Source organism: Chelativorans salis (assembly GCF_025336525.1).
Lineage (GTDB): Bacteria > Pseudomonadota > Alphaproteobacteria > Rhizobiales > Rhizobiaceae > Chelativorans > Chelativorans salis.
This window is the reverse complement of record NZ_JAOCZP010000001.1, coordinates 156,069-175,840: the sequence shown is the minus strand read 5'-3', so window position 1 is coordinate 175,840 and position 19,772 is coordinate 156,069. Positions and strand designations below refer to the sequence as shown.

Sequence of the window (19,772 nt, the reverse complement as noted above, 5' to 3'; positions counted from 1 at the left end):
CTCCATAAGAGGCCGCAAAAGCGGCCCGGAGAGAACCGGAAAACGGGCTCTCAGGAGTAACAGGAAGGCAAGTAAGAATGGCGAGTGGTCTCAAGCCGGTATGGGCGGGCCGCCAGATGCGGCTCGACCCGTTCCGCCTACCCCAGGCGGTCAGCTACGCAACCCAGGACGATTTCGGGGAGGTGACATTCACCATCACGAAGCGCGGCGTACGCATGCGCCGGTTGCTCGACAAGAGCCAGCTTCCCGTCACCTTCGCCCTACCGCCCAATGCTTTTCGCGGCGTTGCCGCGCGGGCAATCGAGGAAGAGGACGGCCTGGTGACGGTGACCCTGGAGCTCCTCCACCGTGACCCGATGCTGTCGGTTCCGCTGCTGGTCGCAGGCGATCTCGACGACGTGGCCGCCGACTGGCGCGCTTGGGCCGACGCCTACCGCCTGCCCATGCTGCTGGTGGAGGCCGACGGCGTCGCCCGCACGTTGGAGGAGTCCATCGGCCAAGTGAAGGCCGAGCCGCCGAAGGAGCGCCGCAAGGGCCGCGTCGTGCGTCAGCGCCGTCCGCGCTTCCTCGCCCGCCGCAGACGGGGTGCGCTCGGTTTGCGTCTGGTGGTCGATGGCGACGAGATTATCGCGCGGGACTAGAAGTACGGACTGACCGTCGCCCACACGCCGCCGCCCAGGAGGCCGAGAAAGATCAGCCAGCCGACCACCGAGTTGGAATGGAAGAGCGCCAGGCACTGGTCGGGGTCGTCGATGTCGAGCGTCCGCACCTGCCGTGCCATATGCGCACCCGCGGCCACAAGGCCGGCCAGCGCCGGCATGGGGACGGCGGCGTTGGCGAAGGCGACGGCAAAGAAGAGAAGCGCCATGCCGTAGAGGCCGACGAGCCACGGTTTCGTCTTTTCTCCAAAGAGCCGCGCAGTGGAGCGCACGCCGACAATCGCATCGTCCTCCTTGTCCTGGTGAGCATAGATCGTGTCATAGCCGATCACCCACAGGATGGAGCCGCAGTAGAGCAGGAAAGGCGCCAGAGACAGGCTGCCGAAATGCGTCGCCCAGCCGAGCAGGGCGCCCCAGGAAAAGGCAAGGCCCAGAAAGAGTTGCGGCCAGTCCGTGAATCTTTTTGCGAACGGGTAGATCGCTACCACCAGGAGTGATGCGCAGCCGAGCAGGATGGCGAAGCCGTTGAACTGCACGAGCACGAGAAGGCCGACAAGCGCCTGCGCGACGAGGAAGGCCCAGGCCTGGCGCCGCGACACCTGGCCGGAGGGGAGAGGCCGCGAACGTGTGCGCTCGACCGCCTCGTCGATGTCCTGGTCAACCAGATCGTTGTACGTGCAGCCAGCCCCCCGCATGGCGACGGCGCCGACCAGGAAGAGCACCAGAAACCAGGGCGACGGCAGAACGCTCAGGAGCGGTGCTCCCGGCTCGGCCCCCGCACTCGCCGCCATAGCGAGCGACCACCAGCATGGCCACAGGAGAAGCTTCCAGCCGATCGGCCTGTCCCACCGCGCAAGCTGCGCGTAAGGCCATGCCGCGCGAGGCAGCAGCCGGTAGGCCCAATGGCCCGACGGCGCGTCGGCCACCCGACCCCGAGCCTGCCGTGACTGGATGATGTCCATGCCCTTGCCTTTCGTCGCTGCGTTTTCGTGGAGTGGCAAGGTGCGGGCGCGCCGTCAAGGTGCCTGTAGTGATTGGCATGATGATTGGCGTATAAAGCCCGGCCAGCATTCACTTCTTTCTGGACATGGCCGGCGTGCGCTTGACCTTTGGCCGTTTCGGCCATAGCCCGTTGCCGGCAGAGTGGATTGAAGCAGGGCTTTGGGCGACATGAAGGTTCTCCTCATCGGTTCGGGCGGTCGCGAACACGCGCTGGCCTGGAAGATCGCCACCTCGCCCATGCTGGAGAAGCTTTATGCGGCCCCTGGAAATCCCGGCATCGCACGGCACGCCGAGTGCGTAGCGCTCAGCGAGAAGGATCATGGGGCGGTGGTCGAGTTCTGTCGCGGCCAGGCGATCGATCTTGTGGTGGTGGGTCCCGAAGCGCCGCTGGTGGCGGGATTGGCCGACGAACTGATCGAAGCCGGCATAGCCGTCTTCGGGCCGACGGCGGAAGCAGCACGCCTGGAGGGCTCCAAGGGCTTCACTAAGGACCTGTGCAGCCGCTACGGCATTCCCACCGCCGCCTATGCCCGCTTTGCCGACGCCGTGCACGCCAAGGACTATGTGCGCAACGTCGGCGCGCCCATCGTCGTCAAGGCCGACGGTCTTGCCGCCGGCAAGGGCGTGGTGATCGCCATGAGCGAGGACGAGGCCTATGCGGCCATCGACGACTGCTTTTCCGGCCTCTTCGGCGCCTCGGGCGCGGAGGTGGTGATCGAGGAATTCCTGGAAGGGGAGGAGGCGAGCTTCTTCTGCCTGTGCGACGGCAAGATTGCGCTTCCCTTCGGCACCGCGCAGGACCACAAGCGCGTGGGCGAAGGCGATACCGGCCTGAACACGGGCGGCATGGGCGCCTATTCGCCGGCACCCGTGATGACCGAGGCGATGGTCGAGCGCTGCATGCGCGAGATCATCGAGCCGACGCTCAAAGGGATGGCGGAGATGGGCGCTCCGTTCACCGGTGTACTCTACGCGGGGCTGATGATCACCCCCGACGGCCCTAGCCTCATCGAATATAATGTCCGCTTTGGCGATCCCGAGTGCCAGGTGCTAATGCCCCGCCTGAAGGACGATCTCCTGGCACTCATGAAAGGCGCCGCCGACGGTCAGCTCGCGCACATGTCGGCGCGCTGGCGCGAGGAGGCGGCGTTGACCGTGGTGCTTGCGGCCGAAGGTTATCCCGCCGCCCCCAAGAAGGGCAGCGCGATCAATGGTATCGAAGCGGCAGGCGAGGAAGGCGTGGAGATATTCCACGCCGGCACGGCACTTCGCGATGGCGTGTTTGTCGCCAATGGCGGGCGTGTGCTGAACGTTACGGGGCTGGGCGCAAATGTCACGGCGGCGCGCGAGGCGGCATACCGCGCCGTCGACCGTATCGACTGGCCGCAAGGCTTCTGCCGCCGCGACATCGGCTGGCGCGCCGTCAAGCGCGAGGCGGCGGGCGTCTAAAACAGTTACTCTTCCTCGAACGGGTTCGGCACCGGCCGGTGCGGCGATGTGCCTTCTGCCTGGCGTTTTTGGTGATGGGCGAGCGAGCACTGGGTCGAGCAGAGGATGCCGCGGTCACACCAATAGGCGGGGCCGTACTCGATGCGCCCATGGTGGTAGGCGAAATCCGGCGTTCCCATGGCCTTGCCGCACTCGATGCATTGATATCTTTCAGGCCGTGCGAGCATGAGCGCCTCCTCGGGAACAGCGATTCAGCATGTCGTACCGCTTGGTTGTCGGCGGCTCAAGATGACTGATTTGACGTTTACGTAAAAAGAAATTATCGATCCATGCAGGGCAGGGCTGGCCGCACGGGCAGGGCGCGGCTAGGCTCGCCCGAAGTGCCGGGTATTGAGGAGGCAAGCCATGTATCGCGCACCCGTGGAGGAGATCGGCCACATGCTCACCCATGTCGCCGGGCTCAAGAAGATGCTGGACGAGGGGCTCACGGGTGACCTTTCGCCCGATCTCGTCGAGGCTATTCTTGCCGAGGCCGGCCGTTTCGCGAGCGAGGAGATCGCACCGCTGGCCCGCGTCGGGGACGAGAAGGGTGCGCAACTGAAAGACGGTAAGGTGATCACGCCTCCCGGCTGGCCGGAGCTTTACCGCAAGTGGCGCCAAGGCGGATGGAACGCGCTGGCCGCCCCTGAGCACTGGGGCGGGCAGGGCCTGCCCATGATGCTCGCCGTCGCGGCATTGGAGATGTGGAATTCCGGCTCCATGGCCTTCGCCATCGGCCCGACGCTCACCATGGGCGCCATCGATGCGCTGGAAAAGCACGCAAGCGAGGATCTGAAGAAGGCTTATATGGAGAAGCTCGTCACGGGCGAGTGGATGGGCACCATGAACCTCACGGAGCCACAGGCAGGCTCCGACCTCGGCGCCCTCAAGACGCGTGCCGAACGCGCAGCTGACGGCACCTACCGCATCTTCGGCCAAAAGATCTTCATCACCTACGGCGAGCAGGACTTCACCGACAACATCGTCCACCTCGTATTGGCGCGCCTGCCAGACGCGCCGGCCGGTACCAAGGGCATCTCGCTCTTCCTGGTGCCGAAGTTTCTTATGGGCGACGACGGCTCGCTCGGCCCGCACAACGACGTCTTCTGCGCCTCGATCGAGCATAAGCTCGGCATCCACGGCTCGCCCACCTGCACGATGATATACGGCGACGGCAAGTTTGGCGCCACGCCGGGCGCAGTCGGCTGGCTGGTCGGCGAGGAGAACCGCGGGCTCGCCTGCATGTTCACCATGATGAACAACGCCCGCCTTGCCGTCGGCATGCAGGGCGTGGCGGTGGCCGAGGCCGCCTATCAGAAGGCACTCGCCTATGCGCGCGAGCGGCGGCAGGGACGGGTGCCGAACACAACGGGCAGCGAGATGAGTCCAATCGTCGAGCACCCGGACATCAAGCGCACGCTTTTGACGATGAAGGCGATGACCCAGGCCGCCCGCGCCATCGCCTATTCCTGTGCCCATGCGATCGACATGGCCCGTCTCACCGGCGGGGAGGAAGTCGTCCATTGGCAGCAGCGCGCGAACCTGCTCACACCGCTCGCCAAAGCCTTCCCGACCGATGTCGGCGTCGAGGTCGCCTCGCTCGGCCTGCAGGTGCATGGCGGCATGGGCTATATCGAGGAGACCGGCGCGGCCGCACTTTTGCGCGACGCGCGCATTGCCCCGATCTACGAGGGTACAAACGGCATCCAGGCCATCGATCTTGTCGCGCGCAAGCTGCCGCAGGGGAACGGCGCGCATGTGCGCGGCTTCATCGCCGAGCTCCGGCAGGACGCCGAGACAGTGCGTGGTGCCAACATGCCGGAACTGGGGGATACCGGCGAATATCTCGGTGCAGCGCTGGACGATCTGGAGGAAGCGACGGAGCACCTTCTGCGCCTTCTGGATGAAGAACAGGCAGAGGCCGCCTTGTATGGCGCCACTCCTTATCTGCGCCTTTTCGCGCTCGCTGCCGGTGCTACCATGGTGGCGCGAGGCGCAGTCTCGGCAAAGAGTGCCGCGCAGGCGCGCCTTAGCCGCTATCTCGCGGAAAACCACTTGGCCGAAACAGCGGCGCTGAAGCGCACGGTGGTCGAAGGCGCCGACAGCCTTCTTGCCGCTGCCGGTGAACTGGAGGAGGGCTGAACGTGACCGACCACATCCTCGTTGAGCGCCGCGATGCGGTGCAGATCATCCGCCTCAACCGGCCGGAGAAGAAGAACGCCATCACCCGCGCCATGTATGCGGCCATGACGGCCGCCCTTGCCGAGGGCGACGGGGACGATGCGGTGCGCTGCCATGTCTTCCTCGGTGTGCCCGGCGCCTTCTCCGCCGGCAATGACCTCGCCGACTTTCTCGCCGTCGCTCAAGGAGGCGAGGGCGGGACGGAGGTGTTCGATTTCCTGTTCGCGCTTGCCACCTCCGGAAAGCCCGTCGTCTCCGGCGCTGATGGCATCGCTGTCGGGATCGGCACAACGCTCCACCTACATTGCGACCTGACCTTCGCCACGCCGCGTACCGAGTTCCGCACGCCCTTCGTCGATTTGGGGCTCGTTCCCGAAGCAGGCTCCAGCCTGCTTGCGCCCGCCATCCTCGGCCATCAGCAGGCTTTTGCGCTGCTCGCCCTCGGCGAGAGCCTTCCCGCCGAGCGCGCCAAGGCGGCCGGCCTTATCCACGAGGTGGTCGGCGAGGAAGAACTGGAAAAGGCGATTCTCGCTGCCGCCGAAGCGATCGCCCGGAAGCCGCCGGAAGCGCTGCGGATCACGCGCGATCTCCTGCGCGGTCCGCGCGAGCCGCTCCTGGCACGGATACGGGAGGAGGCGGACCATTTCTGCGCGCGGCTGACGTCCGCCGAGGCGAGGGCGGCCTTCGTGGCTTTCCTGGAGAAGAAGAAGGCGGGCTAGGGACCCTCAGCACTCCTCCGGCCGGCATTCCCGTCCGTCTGCCGGTCGACATGCAGCTTGCCGACCGTCAATTCGTCGACCCGCAGCGACCGGATCCGCGCCTTGGCGATGATGAGCCGGCCGATTGCCAGGGCGCCGATGGCAAGCGCGCCGAGTGCGAAGCCACCGACAGCCACCGCCCGCAGTGATGCTTTCCTTGCCGGTAAGCCGTGAAAGTGAACATGGTGCGTCATGCTCGGGCTCCTCGTTGTCTGCAATCGTCCAACGGGAGGCATCGGCGGGTGTTCCCGCAGCGGAATATAAGCTCGGGCGCTCAAGGGTAGAGCCGAGTTTTTGTCCAACCCCTGTCCGTGCGTGTGAAGACGATCCGGTCATGCAACCGGAAAGGCCGGTCGTGCCAGAACTCGATGCTGTCGGGTATTATCCGCAGGCCCGACCAGTAGTCCGGGCGAGGGATCGCGCCGATGGCGAACTTGGCCGTGTGTTCCGCCACCGCCTTTTCCAGTGCAAAGCGGCTTTCCAGCGGCCGCGACTGTTTCGAGGCCCAGGCGCCGATTCGGCTGCCGCGCGGACGCGAGGCGAAATAGGCGTCCGCCTCCTCCGCGCTGACCTGCTCCACCGGACCGCGCACGCGTACCTGTCGGCGCAGGCTTTTCCAATGGAAGCACATGGCGGCCTTCATCGAGGAGAGAATTTCCCGCCCCTTGATGCTTTCGCAGTTCGTGTAGAACACGAAGCCGCGCTCGTCGAAACCCTTGAGCAGCACCATGCGCACATTGGGCATGCCGTCCGCGTCCACAGTCGCCAGTGCCGTGGCGTTGGGGTCGTTCGGTTCCGAACCCTCGGCATCCGCCAGCCATTCACCGAACAGGCGGTAGGGGTCGCCGCTTTCGGTGAAATCGCTCTCGTTTAAGGCAATCGTAACCATCGTCCTGCTCACTGATGCTGTTTTGAGGAGCATGCCGATTGCGGGGGTCGATGCAAGGGGCAGATAGCAAAGCCCGTTTGGTACTGCGCCTTCTGAGGAAGGCGATACCTCTCTTCGCCCTCGCGGCGTGGGTGCACGGCTGCGCGGCAAGCGCGCAGGACGCCGACCAATGGTCCGATCGAAACTTCACCACCGCTTCCGTGCCGGCTGTTTCCGCGTTTGGCGAAGGGGCGGATACCAAGCTCATTCTCGCCGTTCTGGCGCGTGACGTGATGAATGCGGTGGGCAAGGAATGGGAGAATTCGGAAAGCGGCGCACGCGGCAGGATCACAGCCATGAGTAGGCAGGAAGCAGATGGGCCCGGCTGTGTTGCCTTCACCACGACGCGGCAAAGCTTTGATGGCGTTAACCTCTATCGCGGGCTTGCTTGCGAGAATGCGGCGGGTTTCCTGCACTTGCGCGACTTCGCGATGCTGTAGCTGTTTCCGCCGCCGGATACTGGAATTCCGCCCCGCCAATGCGCATATAACGGGCGCGACCGAAAACCTATGCAAAACACCCGGTTGACGGCTTTCCCGCCGTTCCTTGGGCAAGGCTGACGATGAAAAACCCCTACGACGTGCTGGGCGTGCAGAAGGGTGCGCCGGCGAAGGAAATCAAGGCGGCCTATCGCCGCCTGGCCAAGAAGTACCATCCCGACCAGCGGCCGGATGATCCGCAGGCGAAGGAGCGTTTTGCCGAAATCGGCCAGGCCTACGAAATCCTCGGCAACGAAAAGACGCGGCAAGCCTTCGACAACGGCGAGATCGACGCCAGCGGCAAGCCGCGCTTCCACGGTTTCGAGGGCGGTGCCCACGGCGATCCTTTCGCCGGCTTCCGGCGTGCCGGCGGCGGGCCAGGCCGCACCCACTTCGAGTTTCGTACGAGCGGCATGGACAGCGAACCTTTCAGCGGCGCCGACATCTTCAGCGAGATCTTCGGTCAGGCTTTTTCGCAGGGCGGCTCGCAAGGCGCGCGCCGTGCCACGCGTCCCGAAGGGCTGGGCGACCTGAACGTCACGCTTTCAGTCAGCGTTGAGGAGGTGGCGACCGCCGCCAAGGTGATGGCGGTCTTCCCCGACGACCGGCGTATTGCCGTGAAGCTGCCGCGCTATGTCGAGGACGGACAGACGATCCGCCTCAAGGGCCAGGGAGCAGAGACACCCTTCGGCGAACGCGGCGATGCGCTTGTGAAGCTGAAACTGCGCCCGCACAAGCGCTATCGCGTGGAGGGACGTGATCTGCATGCCGACCTCCCAGTGAGCCTGCGTGACGCCGTGCTTGGCGCCAAAGTGGCGGTGGAGACGCCGACCGGCAAGGTGGCCGTCACCGTGCCCGCCTGGTCGAGTTCCGACCGTACGCTCAGGCTTAAGGGGAGAGGCCTGCCTTTGAAGAGCGGCGGCAACGGCGATCTCTATACGCATGTGCGCATCATGCTGCCCGAAGGAGGTGATGCGGCGCTGGAGAAGTTGTTTAAGAAGAACGTGGAGAGTGAGTAGGCGGAAACGGGGAATAGGGAACAGAGCCGTAGGGTAGCAGTGTTCTCCTTTTCCCCTGCATCCCCGCCTGCCAACTTGATGCTTCGCCGCCGCTGTGCGATAGGGCTTTCGCCGTAACAAGTTCGGAGAATCGTCACTATGGCAGGTGGTAACGGCCTGATGGCCGGTAAGCGCGGGCTTGTGCTCGGTGTGGCCAACAATCGCTCGATCGCCTGGGGCATCGCCAAAGCCTGCGCGAGCGAAGGGGCCGAACTGGCCCTGACCTATCAGGGCGAAGCGCTGAAGAAGCGTGTCGAGCCGCTGGCAGCCGAACTGGGCGCCATCGTCGTCGGTCACTGCGACGTCACCGAACTTGACACCGTCGACGCGGTGTTCGCCGAGGTCGAAAAGCGCTGGGGCAAGCTGGACTTCCTCGTCCATGCCGTTGCCTTCTCGGACAAGGACGAACTGACGGGGCGCTATGTCGAGACGACGCGCGACAACTTTCTGCGCACGATGGATATCTCGGTCTATTCGCTGACGGCGGTGGCCAAGCGCGCCGAGCCTTTGATGGCCGACGGCGGCTCCATTCTCACCATGACCTACTACGGCGCCGAGAAGGTGATGCCGCACTACAACGTCATGGGTGTGGCCAAGGCGGCGCTCGAGGCCAGCGTGCGCTATCTCGCCGTCGATCTGGGTGGGTCCAATATCCGCGTCAACGCCGTCTCCGCGGGCCCCATCAAAACGCTTGCCGCCTCCGGCATCGGCGATTTTCGCTATATCCTGCGCTGGAACGAGTACAACTCGCCGCTGAAGCGTGTGGTGACGATCGAGGAGGTTGGCGATACGGCCCTTTACCTGCTCTCGCATCTGGCGCGCGGCGTGACCGGTGAGGTACTGCACGTCGATTCGGGCTACCATGTCGTCGGAATGAAGGCCGTCGATGCGCCGGATATCTCTGTGGTGAACGACTAGAAGACGACGGGGCGGGCGCCCCGGCCAAGAGGATAATCCGTGCTTCCGCTTCTCTACATCGTCCGGCACGGCCAGACCGACTGGAACGTCGAGGAACGGTTGCAGGGGCAGGCGGACACCGACATCAACGCCATGGGCCGTGCCCAGGCGGACCGCAACGGCCGCCGCCTGGCGGGCCTCATTGGCGATCCCGCTGCCTTCGATTTCGTCGCAAGCCCGCTGCGCCGCACCTGCGAGACCATGGAGCGGGTGCGTGTCCAGATGGGCCTTTCCCCACACGGCTACAGCACCGAGCCATGCCTCAAGGAGGTGCATTTCGGAGACTGGCAGGGCCTCACATATATGGAGCTGGAAGCGCGCGAGCCGGGCTGCACCAAGGCACGGGCGCAGCGCAAATGGCATTTCCTGCCGCCGGGGGCGGAGGCGGAAAGCTACGAGTTGCTGGCGTTGCGTGTGCGGGTTTGGCTGGATGCGCTGGAAAGGCCGACCATATGCGTCACCCATGGTGGCGTCGTTCGCACCGTATTCCATTGGGTGGGTGGATTGTCGGCCGAGGAGGCGGCGGAGATGCACATCCCGCAAGACCTGATCCTGCGGGTGAAGGACGGCGGGCTGGAATGGCTGTAGGCTACTCCGGCAACAGCATATCCATGATCTGCTTTTCACCGTTGTCGGCGACGCGATAGGCAATCACGACTTCCATGCCGTCGGAGATGGCGGACATGTCGATCTCGGGAGGCAGCTTATAGGTTTCGCCGTCCTGGAGCGTAATCGTCATCCGCTCTTGGTCGACCGTGGTAATCGTGCCCTCGGTATCGGCGGCAATAGCCGGCGTGGCGAGAAGGGCAAGGGACAAGATAGCGGCTGGGATTCGCATGGGGCAGGCCTCATAATGTCGCGTTGCAAGAACCATAATACGAGCGGGCGGCGATTGTCCGAATAGAAATGATAAAATGTGTCAAAAGTGTCTCCCCGCCCTGTTTGACCGCGCCTGCAAAGGCAAATAGAAGCGGTTCCGGCGCCGGCGCGCAAGGAAACGCTCACAATGTCGCACAACACTTTCGGTCATCTGTTTCGCGTCACCACCTGGGGTGAAAGCCACGGGGCGGCGATCGGCTGCGTCGTCGACGGCTGCCCGCCCGGCATCCGCTTTACCCGCGCCGATATCCAGGCCGAGCTGGACCGCAGGCGGCCCGGCCAGTCGCGCTTCGTCACCCAACGCCGCGAGCCCGACCAGGTCAAGATTCTCTCCGGCGTGCTGCCCGAGGAGGAGGACGGCGACATGCTGGTCACCACCGGTACGCCGATCTCCATGCTGATCGAGAACGTCGACCAGCGCTCGAAGGACTATGGCGACATCGCCCAACGCTACCGCCCCGGCCACGCCGATTACACCTACGAAATGAAGTACGGCCTGCGCGATTATCGCGGCGGCGGCCGTTCTTCGGCGCGTGAGACGGCAGTGCGGGTGGCCGCCGGTGCGCTCGCCCGTAAGGTGGTGCCCGGTCTCAAGATACGCGGCGCGCTTGTCTCGATGGGAGAGAAGGTGATCGACCGCGCCAACTGGGATTGGGATTTCATCGACCATCCCGACAACCCCTTCTTCACCCCCGATCCGAAGTCCGTCGCCGTCTTCGCCGACTATCTCGACCGCATCCGCAAGAGAGGCTCCTCTGTCGGCGCGGTGATTGAGGTGGTTGCCGAGGGCGTGCCAATAGGTCTCGGCGCGCCAGTCTATGCCAAGCTCGACCAGGACATCTGCGCCAACCTTATGTCGATCAACGCGGTCAAGGGCGTCGAGATCGGCAACGGCTTCGAGGCTGGCCGCATCACAGGCGAGGAGAACGCCGATGAAATGCGCGCCGGCCCCGACGGCAAGCCCGTGTTCCTGTCGAACAAGGCCGGCGGCGTGTTGGGCGGCATCTCCACGGGCGAGCCGGTGGTCGCCCGCTTCGCGGTCAAGCCCACCTCGTCCATCCTTACCCCGCGAAAATCGGTCGATAAGACGGGTGCGGAGGTCGACGTGACGACCAAAGGCCGCCACGACCCCTGCGTGGGCATCCGCGCCGTACCCATCGGTGAGGCCATGCTTGCCTGCACCATTGCCGATCATTACCTGCGTCACCGAGGACAAACGGGACGGATTTGAGTGAGCGGTGAATGGTGGACAAATCGTCTGAAGCTGAACGGTTTCTTCCTTCACCAATCACTATCTGCTCAGCAACTGGATAACGCACATGCCCTATGACCAGCGGAAAGTCGTCGACGCCCTGCGCGCCTTCGAGCGCGGCGAGATCGTCATCGTCATGGACGACGATGGGCGCGAGAACGAGGGTGACCTGATCGTCGCCGCGGTCCATGCCACACCGGAGAAAATGGCCTTCATCGTGCGCCATACTTCCGGCATCGTCTGCGCGCCCATGCCGCGGGAGGAGGCGCGGCGGCTGAACCTTGCGCCCATGGTGGCCGACAACGATGCTCCCCATCAGACGGCCTTTACCGTCAGCGTTGACTTCAAGCACGGCACTACCACCGGCATCTCGGCCGAGGACCGCACGCTGACCGTGCGCAACCTCGCCAATCCCAATGCCGGCAGCGGCGACTTCGTGCGTCCCGGTCATATCTTTCCGCTGGTCGCCCGAGAGGGCGGTGTGCTCATGCGTTCCGGCCATACGGAGGCAGCCGTCGATCTCTGCAAGCTTGCCGGCCTGCCGCCAATCGGCGTCATCTGCGAACTGGTCAATGACGACGGCACCGTGATGCGCGGGCCACAGGTGATGGCATTTGCTGAAGAGCACGGCCTCAGCCAAGTCTCCGTCGCCGACCTCATCGCCTACCGCCAGCGCCAGGAAACGCTGGTCGAGCGTATCGCCTGCTTCAAGATCGAAACCCCCGGCGGCCCCGCCACCGTACACACCTACACATTGCCCTGGGAGGCCATGCAGCATCTGGCCATCGTCTTTGGCGACATCCGTGACGGTACGGACGTGCCGGTGCGGCTGCACACCGAGGATGTTGTCGCCGACGTGTTCGGTACGGAATACCGTCTGCAGGACATCATGAAATCCATGGGCACCATGGGCCGTGGCGTGCTGGTCTATCTGCGCGAGGGTTCCGTCGGCGTTGCCCATCACCACCACCGCCCCCGGGCTGGAGAGGCCGAAGCACACGAAGAGGCCGTGAAGCGCGAAAGCGAGTGGCGCGAGGTTGGCCTCGGGGCACAGATCCTCAAGGATCTCGGCATCACCTCCATCAAGCTGCTCGCCTCTCGCGAGCGCCACTATGTCGGCCTCGAAGGCTTCGGCATCGAGATCGCCTCGACGGAGATATCGTAAGGCCACCCAATTGCGGGTGGCCTTGCCTGTTGTGGAGCGGTCCTTCGGTCTATGCCGCCGCCGCCTCGGGAATGATCTTCGGTGAGGGGCGTTGGAGAACGCGTTGCCCTACGAGGGCCGCCGCAAAAGCAACGCCGCCGCCCGCGACCGATACCCAGAACCCGCTCTGCGCGCCGAAGGCATCGATCACATAGCCGGAAATGAACGACCCCAGGGCCATGCCGATGAAGATGCCGGTCATCGCCCAGGTGATTCCCTCGGTAAGGTGGGAGGAGGGTACGAGCCGCTCGATCAAACCGAAGGCGGTGATGAAGGTGGGTGAGATCGACGCGCCGGCCAAAAACAGCATCAGCGCCAGCAGCGGAATGCTGTTCACCCACAGAAGGGGCAGGGTGGTCAGCATGGCCACCGCGTTGGCGATGAGGAACTGCCGTCCGAGCGAGGTCTTCAGCTTGAGTGTGCCGAAGACGAGGCCGACCACCAGCGAGCCTCCCGCATAGCCGGCAAGGATGAGGCTCGCTGCGCCCTTCTGGCCGAGCTCCTCAGAGAAGGCGATCACCGTCACCTCCGCCGTGCCGAAGATCGCGCCGACGGCGATCAGCGTGAAGGTAATGATCTGAACGGCCGGCACGCGGAGCGCGGACCGGCTCGTCGCTGCCTCGACGGGGCGGACCGGCGGCTCGGTTGATCTCTGCCCGACGAACAGCGCCGTGCCCACGGCCAGGAAAAGCGTCGACGCCAGCGGCCCCGCCTCCGGAAACAGGCTGACGCTGAGGCCGATCGCAAGCACCGAGCCTGCCATGTAGACCACCTCGTCGAGCACGGACTCGAAGGCGAAGGCCGTGTGCAGTTTCGGCGTGCCGTGATAGAGTCCCGTCCACCGCGCCCGCACCATGGCCGGCATGCTGGGCATGACGCCTGCGATGAACGCAGAGACGAACAACGTCCAGTACGGCCACTTGAAGTGGGTGGCAAGGAGAAGCGCAGAGAAGGCCGCGACCGCCACGACCGTGGCCGGCGTCAGCACGCGGCTCTGCCCGTAGCGATCGACCAGCCGCGAGACTTGCGGCGCTACGAAGGCGTTGGTGAGCGCGAACGTGGCTGAAACCGCACCGGCGAGCCAGTACTCGCCATGGCTCTGGGAAAGCATGGCGACGATGCCCATGGTGGTCATGGCGACGGGCAGGCGCGCCAGAAAGCCGGCGGCGGCGAACCCTTTGGCCCCCGGCGCCTCAAAGATTTCACGATACGGATTGGGCATGACGCGATCCTTCGCAATGATGAAGTGAGCCATTCACATACGCGGCGTATGTGAATGAGATATTTGCATACGCAGCGTATGTCAACTAAATAGATACGTGTCGTATGTGAAAGGAAGAGGATGGCGCACAAACCGCGCAGCGAAATGATTGCCGAGACCCGGCGCAAGCTGGTGACGGCGGCCCGCCGGGCGTTCGGGACCGTCGGCTACGCCGATGCGTCGATGGACGACTTCACGGCCGAGGCCGGTCTTACGCGCGGTGCGCTCTATCATCATTTCGGCGACAAGAGGGGCCTTCTGGAAGCGGTGATCGCCGAGATCGACGCGGAAATGAACACGCGGCTGTGCGCCATCTCCGCAAAGGCGGGCAACCGCTGGCAGGGCTTCGTCGACGAGTGCCTTGCCTATGTCGAGATGGCGCTGGAGCCGGAGATTCAGCGCATCGTGCTGCGCGACGGGCCGGCGGTGCTGGGCGATCCTTCCACATGGCCCACCCAGAACGCCTGCATCGGCTCGCTGACGGAAAGCCTGCGGCGCTTTGCCGACGAAGGCACTATTGTCGCCGCAGACCCGGAGGCGCTGGCGCGGCTCCTCAACGGCGCCATGCTGCACGCTTCGCTCTGGATCGCCAACGTTCCGGATCCCGAGGCGACCTCGAAGAAGGCCGTGCAGGCGCTCAGGACTTTTCTTGATGGCTTGCTGACAGAAAATCGCGGCTCCCGCTGAGGCGGCGGAGCACGCGGCCGCGACGCGCTTGTTCTCGCCCTTCGGCGGAAGTATTCGAAGGCTGCGGCAGAGGCACTGCGCTCGCGGAGTGTCTCCAATCCTCCGATTGTCGCGATCGAATGCTACCCTGTCCTTTGTGGGAGAGTCTTGGACCTTGAATTGCTCCGGATATGTGCAGGAGCGGGGGGCGCCGTCGTTCCTGCCGATGAAGGGAGGACGACATGCGCATCCACCAACTGCCTGCTGGCGAATGGGGCAAGGTGGTCGCGATCGGCGTTGTCGTGGCCGTGCTGACGGGCGCTATCATGTTCGCCGGCCTGCAGGCCGGTGTCTCGCCGTTGCCCCGCCCCCTCGCGCTCGCCTTCGCACAAACCCTCCTTGGGCCCGTGCCGATGCCTGTCGGAATGCTCTTCCATGTCGCCTGGGTGACGCTGATGAGCGTGGTCTACGTGGTTCTCTTCCGCGACGCACTCACCTTCATGCGCGCCTTGGGGCTCGCCGTCGTGCTGTGGCTGCTCGTTCTCGTGTTTTTCTTCCCCTTCGTCGGCTGGGGCTTCTTCGGCTTGAGCGAAAGCCCGAGGCTGATCGTGGCGGCAGCGATCTCCCACCTCCTTTTCGCGATATTCCTCTGGGGCTTATCCCGCCTGGCCTTTAGCTCGCGAACCGTGACCGGCTAGGCCGGCGGAAACCACGGTTCCTCCGCCGGCCGGCGAAAATAGACCCTCAGCTGTACCACGGCCCCATCACGACCTGCGTTTCCACCTCCGCTTCCGCGACCTGGCGGGCGAAGGCCTCAACGTCGCTGCCGCGATAGTGATACGGGTAGACATATTGGGGTGCGAATTCGGCGACGGCCGAACTCGCCTGTTCGATGTTCATCGTATAGGGCAGGTTCATCGGCACGAAGGCGACATAGATGTCTTCGAGCGCCCGCATCTCCGGAATGTCCTCAGTGTCGCCGGCGATATAGACGCGGCGGCCGTCTATGGTCAGCACATAGCCGTTGTCGCGGCCTTGCGGGTGGTATTGCAGGCGCTCTTCCGTGGTGTTGTAGGCAGGAATGGCCTCGATGCCGATCTCGCCGACAGTCAGGCTTTCGCCGTTTGCAATCGCCGTTGCCCTCGCCTTCAACGCCTCCGGCAGCATGTCGAAGACGGCGGGGTTGGTGACGAGCTGCGTATTCTCCCCGACAAGCGCCGAAAGCGTATCGGCGTCGTAGTGGTCGCCGTGCTCATGCGTGATCAGGATGAGATCCGGCGCCGGATGTCCCTCGTAGGCGGACGCCCCGCCAACGGGATCGACATAGATCACCATTGACGGCACGGTCATCACTAAGGAGGCGTGCTCGATCGGATAGACCGTGATCTCGCCACTGTCGGTCCCATAGGTATCGCCCTCCTGGGCATGCGTTCTGAACGGCATGACGATCGTCGCTCCCAGGCCGGCAAGGCCGGCCGCTCCGAGTTGCAAGGTCTTGCGTCGACTGATGTACATTTTCCTCCTCCGTTCTCTGGCAAGCTCCCGATAGGCTGGTGAACACATTGGGAATGTGCCCATTGTCTCGCCGGCGGCAACTGGGCTGTGCTGACATTTTCGTGATCGGCCGGCTGCGCCAATGTCGAGAAACAAACCCTGTTGACGGTTTCGGGCGCTGCCGATTGCGGCGTGGCCAAAGCTGGCCTCAGCGCCTATATCGGGGCATGGCCACACGTCTTTACACTCATCCCTTGTGCCTGGAGCACCTGACCCCGCTCGGCCATCCGGAGCGGCCAGACAGGCTGCGCGCTATCGAAAAGGTGCTGGAGCACGACGTCTTCGCGCCGCTCGAGCGGGTAGAGGCGCCGGCAGCGGACGAGATGGCGATTCTTCTTGCCCATCCAGAATCCTATACCCGTCGCGTCAAGGAGACGATCCCACCCGAGGGCCTGGCGCGCATCGATGCCGACACCTCCGTCAGCCCGAAAAGCTGGGAGGCAGCGCTAAGGGCGGTCGGCGGCGCGATGGCGGCCGTCGACGACGTGTTCGCGGCTCGCGCCGACAACGCTTTCGTCGCTACTCGCCCGCCCGGCCATCACGCCGAAAAGGACCAGGCGATGGGCTTCTGTCTGTTCAACAACGCGGCAATTGCCGCCCGCCACGCGCAAAGGGCGCATGGCATCGAACGTGTGGCCATCGTCGACTGGGACGTGCACCACGGCAACGGCACCCAGGACATCTTCTGGGACGATCCTTCGGTGCTCTACTGCTCGACCCACCAGATGCCGCTCTACCCCGGCACTGGTGCGGCCGATGAGACCGGCGCCGGCAACATCGTCAATATGCCGCTCTTGCCGGGGACCGACGGCGAGGTCTTTCGCGAGGCTCTCAAGGACACGATCCTGCCGCGGCTTGACGATTTCCGCCCGGACCTGATCATCATTTCGGCCGGTTTCGATGCCCATTATCGCGATCCGCTTGCCGAGCTCAATTTCACCGAAGACGATTTCAGCTGGGCCACGGCCAGACTGATGGAGCGGGCGGGGCGTTTGTCGGAGAACCGCCTTGTCAGCCTGCTGGAGGGCGGTTACGACCTTGAAGGACTGGCTCTCTCGGTGGCCGCCCATGTCGGGCGCTTGATGAAAGGGTAAGGAATGAACGCTGACGCCAACAATGCCGTAGCCAACGACGACATCACGATCATGACCTTCGAGCAGGCGTTGGAAGCGCTGGAGAAGATCGTCAACGACCTGGAGCAGGGCGATGTGCCCCTGGAGCAGTCGATCCGCATCTATGAGCGCGGCGAGGCACTGAAGGCCCATTGCGATCGACTCTTGAAGGCGGCCGAGGACAAGGTGGAGAAGATCCGCCTTTCCCGCGAAAGCGTGCCCAACGGTACAGAGCCGCTCGACCCGCAGTAGAAGGAGCGCGGCCTTGCCGCGTTTACTTTGCGCCCGCGAGCGCTTATGTCCCTGCAAATCGACAACGAGCGAGCAAAGCGTGAAATCGCCTCCTGAAACGCCCCTCCTTGATCGCGTCCGCATCCCGGCGGACTTGAAACGGCTTGACGAGAAGGAACTGCCGCTGTTCGCTGACGAGCTGCGCGCGGAACTGATCGACGCCGTCTCGCAGACGGGTGGGCACCTCGGCGCCGGGCTCGGCGTGGTCGAGCTGACCGTGGCTCTGCATTACGTCTTCGATACGCCGGACGACCGGGTGATCTGGGACGTCGGTCACCAGGCTTATCCGCACAAAATCCTCACCGGCCGGCGCGACCGCATCCGCACGCTGCGTCAGGAGGGCGGGCTGTCGGGTTTCACCAAGCGCGCCGAGAGCGAGTACGACCCCTTCGGTGCCGCTCACTCCTCCACCTCGATCTCCGCAGGTCTCGGCATGGCCGTAGCGCGCGATCTATCGCGCGGGCGGCGCAACGTGATTGCCGTCATCGGCGACGGCGCCATGTCGGCCGGCATGGCCTATGAGGCGATGAACAACGCCGGCGCGCTCGATGCGCGGCTTATCGTCATCCTCAACGACAACGACATGTCGATTGCTCCGCCCACCGGCGCCATGAGCGCCTATCTGGCGCGTCTGGCCTCCGGCCGCGCTTACCAGGGCATTCGCGACTTCGGCAAGAAACTGACCTCCTATCTCGGCAAGAGCGTCGACCGCGCGATCACCCGCGCCGTTGAGCACGCCCGGGGTTACGTGACCGGTGGCACACTGTTCGAGGAGATGGGCTTCCTCCACATCGGCCCCATCGACGGGCACAATCTCGAGCATCTCGTGCCCGTCCTGAAGAATGTGCGCGACCATGGCAGCGGGCCGGTGCTCATTCATGTCGTTACCCAGAAGGGCAAGGGTTACGCCCCGGCGGAAGCCGCGGACGACAAATATCACGGCGTCGCCAAGTTCAATGTCATCACAGGCGCACAAGCAAAGACGCCAGCAAACGCACCGAGTTATACGAAACTCTTCGCGCAAAGCCTCATCCAGGAAGCACGCGAGGACGAGCGCATCGTCGCCGTCACCGCTGCCATGCCGTCAGGTACAGGGCTCGACCTTTTCGGCAAGGAGTTTCCCGAGCGCACCTTCGACGTCGGCATCGCCGAGCAGCACGGCGTGACTTTCGCGGCAGGGCTTGCCACGGAAGGCTACCGCCCCTTTGCCGCCATCTACTCCACCTTCCTGCAGCGTGCCTACGACCAGGTGGTGCACGACGTGGCGATCCAGAACCTGCCGGTGCGCTTTGCCATCGACCGCGCCGGCTTCGTGGGTGCGGACGGCGCCACCCATTGCGGCGCCTTCGACATCACTTATCTCGCCACGCTGCCGAATTTCACCGTCATGGCCGCCGCCGACGAGGCGGAGCTGAAACACATGGTGCGCACGGCGGTCCTCCATGACAGCGGCCCCATCGCCTTTCGCTATCCGCGCGGCAACGGCGTCGGCGTCGAAATGCCGGAGCGCGGGCAGGCTCTGGACATCGGCAGAGGCCGCATCATGCGCGAGGGCACGAAGGTGGCGTTGCTGTCGCTCGGCGGGCGTCTGGCGGAATGCCTGAAGGCGGCCGACGAACTGGAGGCCGCCGGCCTTTCGACAACGGTCGCCGATGCGCGCTTCGCCAAGCCGCTCGATGCCGATCTCGTGACCCAATTGGCGCGCGGGCACAAGGTGCTCGTCACCATCGAGGAAGGCTCCATCGGCGGTTTCGGCGCCCATGTGCTGCATTTCCTCGCCCACCAGGGCCTTTTGGAAAGCGGCGTCAAGGTGCGTCCGCTGGTAATGCCTGACGTCTTCCTGGACCAGGCGAAGCCGGAGAAGATGTATGCCGACGCCGGTCTGGACGCCGCCGGCATCGTGCGCGCAGTGTTTGCTGCCCTGGGCCAGGAGGAGCAGGTGGCGCGGGCTTAGACATCCTCTGTGCATCATTCCGGAAGCCGGAGCGTAGCGGAGGCTGTCCGGAACCCATTCGTTACTTTTCGGCATTCCGGAATGGTCCC

At 64.4% G+C, this 19,772-nt stretch carries 22 protein-coding genes; 15 read left to right on the top strand and 7 right to left on the bottom strand.

Annotated features, from left to right (window positions below; translation table 11 throughout):
- The first annotated feature begins 77 nt into the window (after window positions 1-77).
- Entirely contained in the window at window positions 78-641 is a 564-nt protein-coding gene (locus N5A92_RS00885; protein WP_260899930.1) for a DUF6101 family protein, read from the top strand.
- Here N5A92_RS00885 and ubiA read toward each other — a convergent pair.
- Window positions 638-1,621 carry a 4-hydroxybenzoate octaprenyltransferase gene (gene ubiA, locus N5A92_RS00880; RefSeq protein ID WP_260899929.1) on the bottom strand — a complete coding sequence of 328 codons (984 nt, stop codon included), beginning with the start codon at window positions 1,619-1,621 and terminating at the stop codon, window positions 638-640. The two genes, N5A92_RS00885 and ubiA, sit on opposite strands and share 4 nt — an antisense overlap.
- 208 nt (window positions 1,622-1,829) lie before the next feature.
- Here ubiA and purD point away from each other — a divergent pair, with 208 nt between their 5' ends.
- Complete coding sequence (purD, locus tag N5A92_RS00875; RefSeq protein WP_260899928.1) at window positions 1,830-3,110, top strand: phosphoribosylamine--glycine ligase; 1,281 nt, start codon at window positions 1,830-1,832, stop codon at window positions 3,108-3,110.
- A gap of 5 nt (window positions 3,111-3,115) precedes the next feature.
- On the opposite strand, the gene N5A92_RS00870 is transcribed toward purD, so the two are convergent.
- A complete protein-coding gene (locus tag N5A92_RS00870; protein WP_260899927.1) occupies window positions 3,116-3,337 on the bottom strand; it encodes a hypothetical protein in 222 nt (73 codons plus the stop codon).
- 178 nt (window positions 3,338-3,515) lie between these two features.
- On the opposite strand from N5A92_RS00870, the gene N5A92_RS00865 reads away from it, so the two are divergent.
- Together N5A92_RS00865 and N5A92_RS00860 are read left to right on the top strand one after the other, a co-directional pair.
- Window positions 3,516-5,291 (top strand): acyl-CoA dehydrogenase family protein, encoded by a 1,776-nt coding sequence (locus N5A92_RS00865; RefSeq protein WP_260899926.1) that lies wholly within the window; start codon window positions 3,516-3,518, stop codon window positions 5,289-5,291.
- Between the two features lie 2 nt (window positions 5,292-5,293).
- On the top strand, window positions 5,294-6,049 hold the full coding sequence (locus tag N5A92_RS00860) for a crotonase/enoyl-CoA hydratase family protein (protein ID WP_260899925.1): 756 nt from the start codon (window positions 5,294-5,296) through the stop codon (window positions 6,047-6,049).
- On the opposite strand, the gene N5A92_RS00855 is transcribed toward N5A92_RS00860, so the two are convergent.
- Window positions 6,046-6,282 carry a hypothetical protein gene (locus N5A92_RS00855; protein ID WP_260899923.1) on the bottom strand — a complete coding sequence of 79 codons (237 nt, stop codon included), beginning with the start codon at window positions 6,280-6,282 and terminating at the stop codon, window positions 6,046-6,048. The genes N5A92_RS00860 and N5A92_RS00855 overlap by 4 nt on opposite strands.
- 80 nt (window positions 6,283-6,362) lie before the next feature.
- Window positions 6,363-6,977: a pyridoxamine 5'-phosphate oxidase gene (gene pdxH / locus N5A92_RS00850; protein WP_260899921.1), complete on the bottom strand. Its 615-nt coding sequence runs from the start codon at window positions 6,975-6,977 to the stop codon at window positions 6,363-6,365.
- Between the two features lie 77 nt (window positions 6,978-7,054).
- Between pdxH and N5A92_RS00845 the strand changes: the two genes are divergently transcribed.
- The 4 genes from N5A92_RS00845 to N5A92_RS00830 all read left to right on the top strand — a co-directional run bounded on the left by N5A92_RS00845 (window position 7,055) and on the right by N5A92_RS00830 (window position 10,098).
- Window positions 7,055-7,456 (top strand): RT0821/Lpp0805 family surface protein, encoded by a 402-nt coding sequence (locus tag N5A92_RS00845; RefSeq protein ID WP_260899919.1) that lies wholly within the window; start codon window positions 7,055-7,057, stop codon window positions 7,454-7,456.
- 122 nt (window positions 7,457-7,578) lie between these two features.
- A complete protein-coding gene (locus N5A92_RS00840) occupies window positions 7,579-8,514 on the top strand; it encodes a DnaJ C-terminal domain-containing protein (RefSeq protein WP_260899917.1) in 936 nt (311 codons plus the stop codon).
- 138 nt (window positions 8,515-8,652) lie between these two features.
- Window positions 8,653-9,471: an enoyl-ACP reductase FabI gene (fabI, locus tag N5A92_RS00835; RefSeq protein WP_260899916.1), complete on the top strand. Its 819-nt coding sequence runs from the start codon at window positions 8,653-8,655 to the stop codon at window positions 9,469-9,471.
- Between the two features lie 39 nt (window positions 9,472-9,510).
- Window positions 9,511-10,098 (top strand): histidine phosphatase family protein, encoded by a 588-nt coding sequence (locus N5A92_RS00830; RefSeq protein WP_260899915.1) that lies wholly within the window; start codon window positions 9,511-9,513, stop codon window positions 10,096-10,098.
- A 1-nt stretch (window position 10,099) separates the two neighbouring features.
- Here N5A92_RS00830 and N5A92_RS00825 read toward each other — a convergent pair whose 3' ends face one another.
- Window positions 10,100-10,348, bottom strand: coding sequence for a DUF1344 domain-containing protein (locus N5A92_RS00825; RefSeq protein ID WP_260899914.1), 249 nt, complete (start codon window positions 10,346-10,348; stop codon window positions 10,100-10,102).
- Between the two features lie 168 nt (window positions 10,349-10,516).
- On the opposite strand from N5A92_RS00825, the gene aroC reads away from it, so the two are divergent.
- Together aroC and ribB are read left to right on the top strand one after the other, a co-directional pair.
- The gene (aroC, locus tag N5A92_RS00820) at window positions 10,517-11,620 is read left to right on the top strand and encodes a chorismate synthase (protein WP_260899913.1); all 1,104 of its coding nucleotides are present in this window, start codon (window positions 10,517-10,519) and stop codon (window positions 11,618-11,620) included.
- Between the two features lie 88 nt (window positions 11,621-11,708).
- The gene (ribB, locus tag N5A92_RS00815) at window positions 11,709-12,806 is read left to right on the top strand and encodes a 3,4-dihydroxy-2-butanone-4-phosphate synthase (RefSeq protein WP_260899912.1); all 1,098 of its coding nucleotides are present in this window, start codon (window positions 11,709-11,711) and stop codon (window positions 12,804-12,806) included.
- Window positions 12,807-12,855: 49 nt separating this feature from the next.
- On the opposite strand, the gene N5A92_RS00810 is transcribed toward ribB, so the two are convergent.
- Complete coding sequence (locus tag N5A92_RS00810; RefSeq protein WP_260899911.1) at window positions 12,856-14,067, bottom strand: MFS transporter; 1,212 nt, start codon at window positions 14,065-14,067, stop codon at window positions 12,856-12,858.
- Window positions 14,068-14,187: 120 nt separating this feature from the next.
- On the opposite strand from N5A92_RS00810, the gene N5A92_RS00805 reads away from it, so the two are divergent.
- Window positions 14,188-14,793: a TetR/AcrR family transcriptional regulator gene (locus tag N5A92_RS00805; protein ID WP_260899910.1), complete on the top strand. Its 606-nt coding sequence runs from the start codon at window positions 14,188-14,190 to the stop codon at window positions 14,791-14,793.
- A gap of 221 nt (window positions 14,794-15,014) precedes the next feature.
- On the top strand, window positions 15,015-15,470 hold the full coding sequence (locus tag N5A92_RS00800) for a hypothetical protein (RefSeq protein WP_260899909.1): 456 nt from the start codon (window positions 15,015-15,017) through the stop codon (window positions 15,468-15,470).
- A gap of 46 nt (window positions 15,471-15,516) precedes the next feature.
- On the opposite strand, the gene N5A92_RS00795 is transcribed toward N5A92_RS00800, so the two are convergent.
- Window positions 15,517-16,287: an MBL fold metallo-hydrolase gene (locus tag N5A92_RS00795; protein WP_260899907.1), complete on the bottom strand. Its 771-nt coding sequence runs from the start codon at window positions 16,285-16,287 to the stop codon at window positions 15,517-15,519.
- Window positions 16,288-16,493: 206 nt separating this feature from the next.
- Between N5A92_RS00795 and N5A92_RS00790 the strand changes: the two genes are divergently transcribed.
- The 3 genes from N5A92_RS00790 (at window position 16,494) to dxs (ending at window position 19,683) form a co-directional block, all read left to right on the top strand.
- A complete protein-coding gene (locus tag N5A92_RS00790; RefSeq protein WP_260899906.1) occupies window positions 16,494-17,420 on the top strand; it encodes a histone deacetylase family protein in 927 nt (308 codons plus the stop codon).
- Between the two features lie 3 nt (window positions 17,421-17,423).
- On the top strand, window positions 17,424-17,690 hold the full coding sequence (locus tag N5A92_RS00785; RefSeq protein WP_260899905.1) for an exodeoxyribonuclease VII small subunit: 267 nt from the start codon (window positions 17,424-17,426) through the stop codon (window positions 17,688-17,690).
- Between the two features lie 79 nt (window positions 17,691-17,769).
- Window positions 17,770-19,683, top strand: a complete 1,914-nt coding sequence (gene dxs / locus N5A92_RS00780) for a 1-deoxy-D-xylulose-5-phosphate synthase (protein ID WP_260899904.1) — start codon at window positions 17,770-17,772, stop codon at window positions 19,681-19,683.
- The last annotated feature ends 89 nt before the right edge of the window (window positions 19,684-19,772 follow it).

What these genes read in the sequence shown, in the direction of transcription:
- N5A92_RS00885 (WP_260899930.1), top strand. Translation starts at nt 78, where the DNA reads ATGGCGAGTGGTCTCAAGCCGGTATGGGCGGGCCGCCAGATGCGGCTC.
- ubiA (WP_260899929.1), bottom strand. Translation starts at nt 1,621, where the DNA reads ATGGACATCATCCAGTCACGGCAGGCTCGGGGTCGGGTGGCCGACGCG.
- purD (WP_260899928.1), top strand. Translation starts at nt 1,830, where the DNA reads ATGAAGGTTCTCCTCATCGGTTCGGGCGGTCGCGAACACGCGCTGGCC.
- N5A92_RS00870 (WP_260899927.1), bottom strand. Translation starts at nt 3,337, where the DNA reads ATGCTCGCACGGCCTGAAAGATATCAATGCATCGAGTGCGGCAAGGCC.
- N5A92_RS00865 (WP_260899926.1), top strand. Translation starts at nt 3,516, where the DNA reads ATGTATCGCGCACCCGTGGAGGAGATCGGCCACATGCTCACCCATGTC.
- N5A92_RS00855 (WP_260899923.1), bottom strand. Translation starts at nt 6,282, where the DNA reads ATGACGCACCATGTTCACTTTCACGGCTTACCGGCAAGGAAAGCATCA.
- pdxH (WP_260899921.1), bottom strand. Translation starts at nt 6,977, where the DNA reads ATGGTTACGATTGCCTTAAACGAGAGCGATTTCACCGAAAGCGGCGAC.
- N5A92_RS00840 (WP_260899917.1), top strand. Translation starts at nt 7,579, where the DNA reads ATGAAAAACCCCTACGACGTGCTGGGCGTGCAGAAGGGTGCGCCGGCG.
- fabI (WP_260899916.1), top strand. Translation starts at nt 8,653, where the DNA reads ATGGCAGGTGGTAACGGCCTGATGGCCGGTAAGCGCGGGCTTGTGCTC.
- N5A92_RS00825 (WP_260899914.1), bottom strand. Translation starts at nt 10,348, where the DNA reads ATGCGAATCCCAGCCGCTATCTTGTCCCTTGCCCTTCTCGCCACGCCG.
- aroC (WP_260899913.1), top strand. Translation starts at nt 10,517, where the DNA reads ATGTCGCACAACACTTTCGGTCATCTGTTTCGCGTCACCACCTGGGGT.
- ribB (WP_260899912.1), top strand. Translation starts at nt 11,709, where the DNA reads ATGCCCTATGACCAGCGGAAAGTCGTCGACGCCCTGCGCGCCTTCGAG.
- N5A92_RS00810 (WP_260899911.1), bottom strand. Translation starts at nt 14,067, where the DNA reads ATGCCCAATCCGTATCGTGAAATCTTTGAGGCGCCGGGGGCCAAAGGG.
- N5A92_RS00805 (WP_260899910.1), top strand. Translation starts at nt 14,188, where the DNA reads ATGGCGCACAAACCGCGCAGCGAAATGATTGCCGAGACCCGGCGCAAG.
- N5A92_RS00800 (WP_260899909.1), top strand. Translation starts at nt 15,015, where the DNA reads ATGCGCATCCACCAACTGCCTGCTGGCGAATGGGGCAAGGTGGTCGCG.
- N5A92_RS00795 (WP_260899907.1), bottom strand. Translation starts at nt 16,287, where the DNA reads ATGTACATCAGTCGACGCAAGACCTTGCAACTCGGAGCGGCCGGCCTT.
- N5A92_RS00790 (WP_260899906.1), top strand. Translation starts at nt 16,494, where the DNA reads ATGGCCACACGTCTTTACACTCATCCCTTGTGCCTGGAGCACCTGACC.
- N5A92_RS00785 (WP_260899905.1), top strand. Translation starts at nt 17,424, where the DNA reads ATGAACGCTGACGCCAACAATGCCGTAGCCAACGACGACATCACGATC.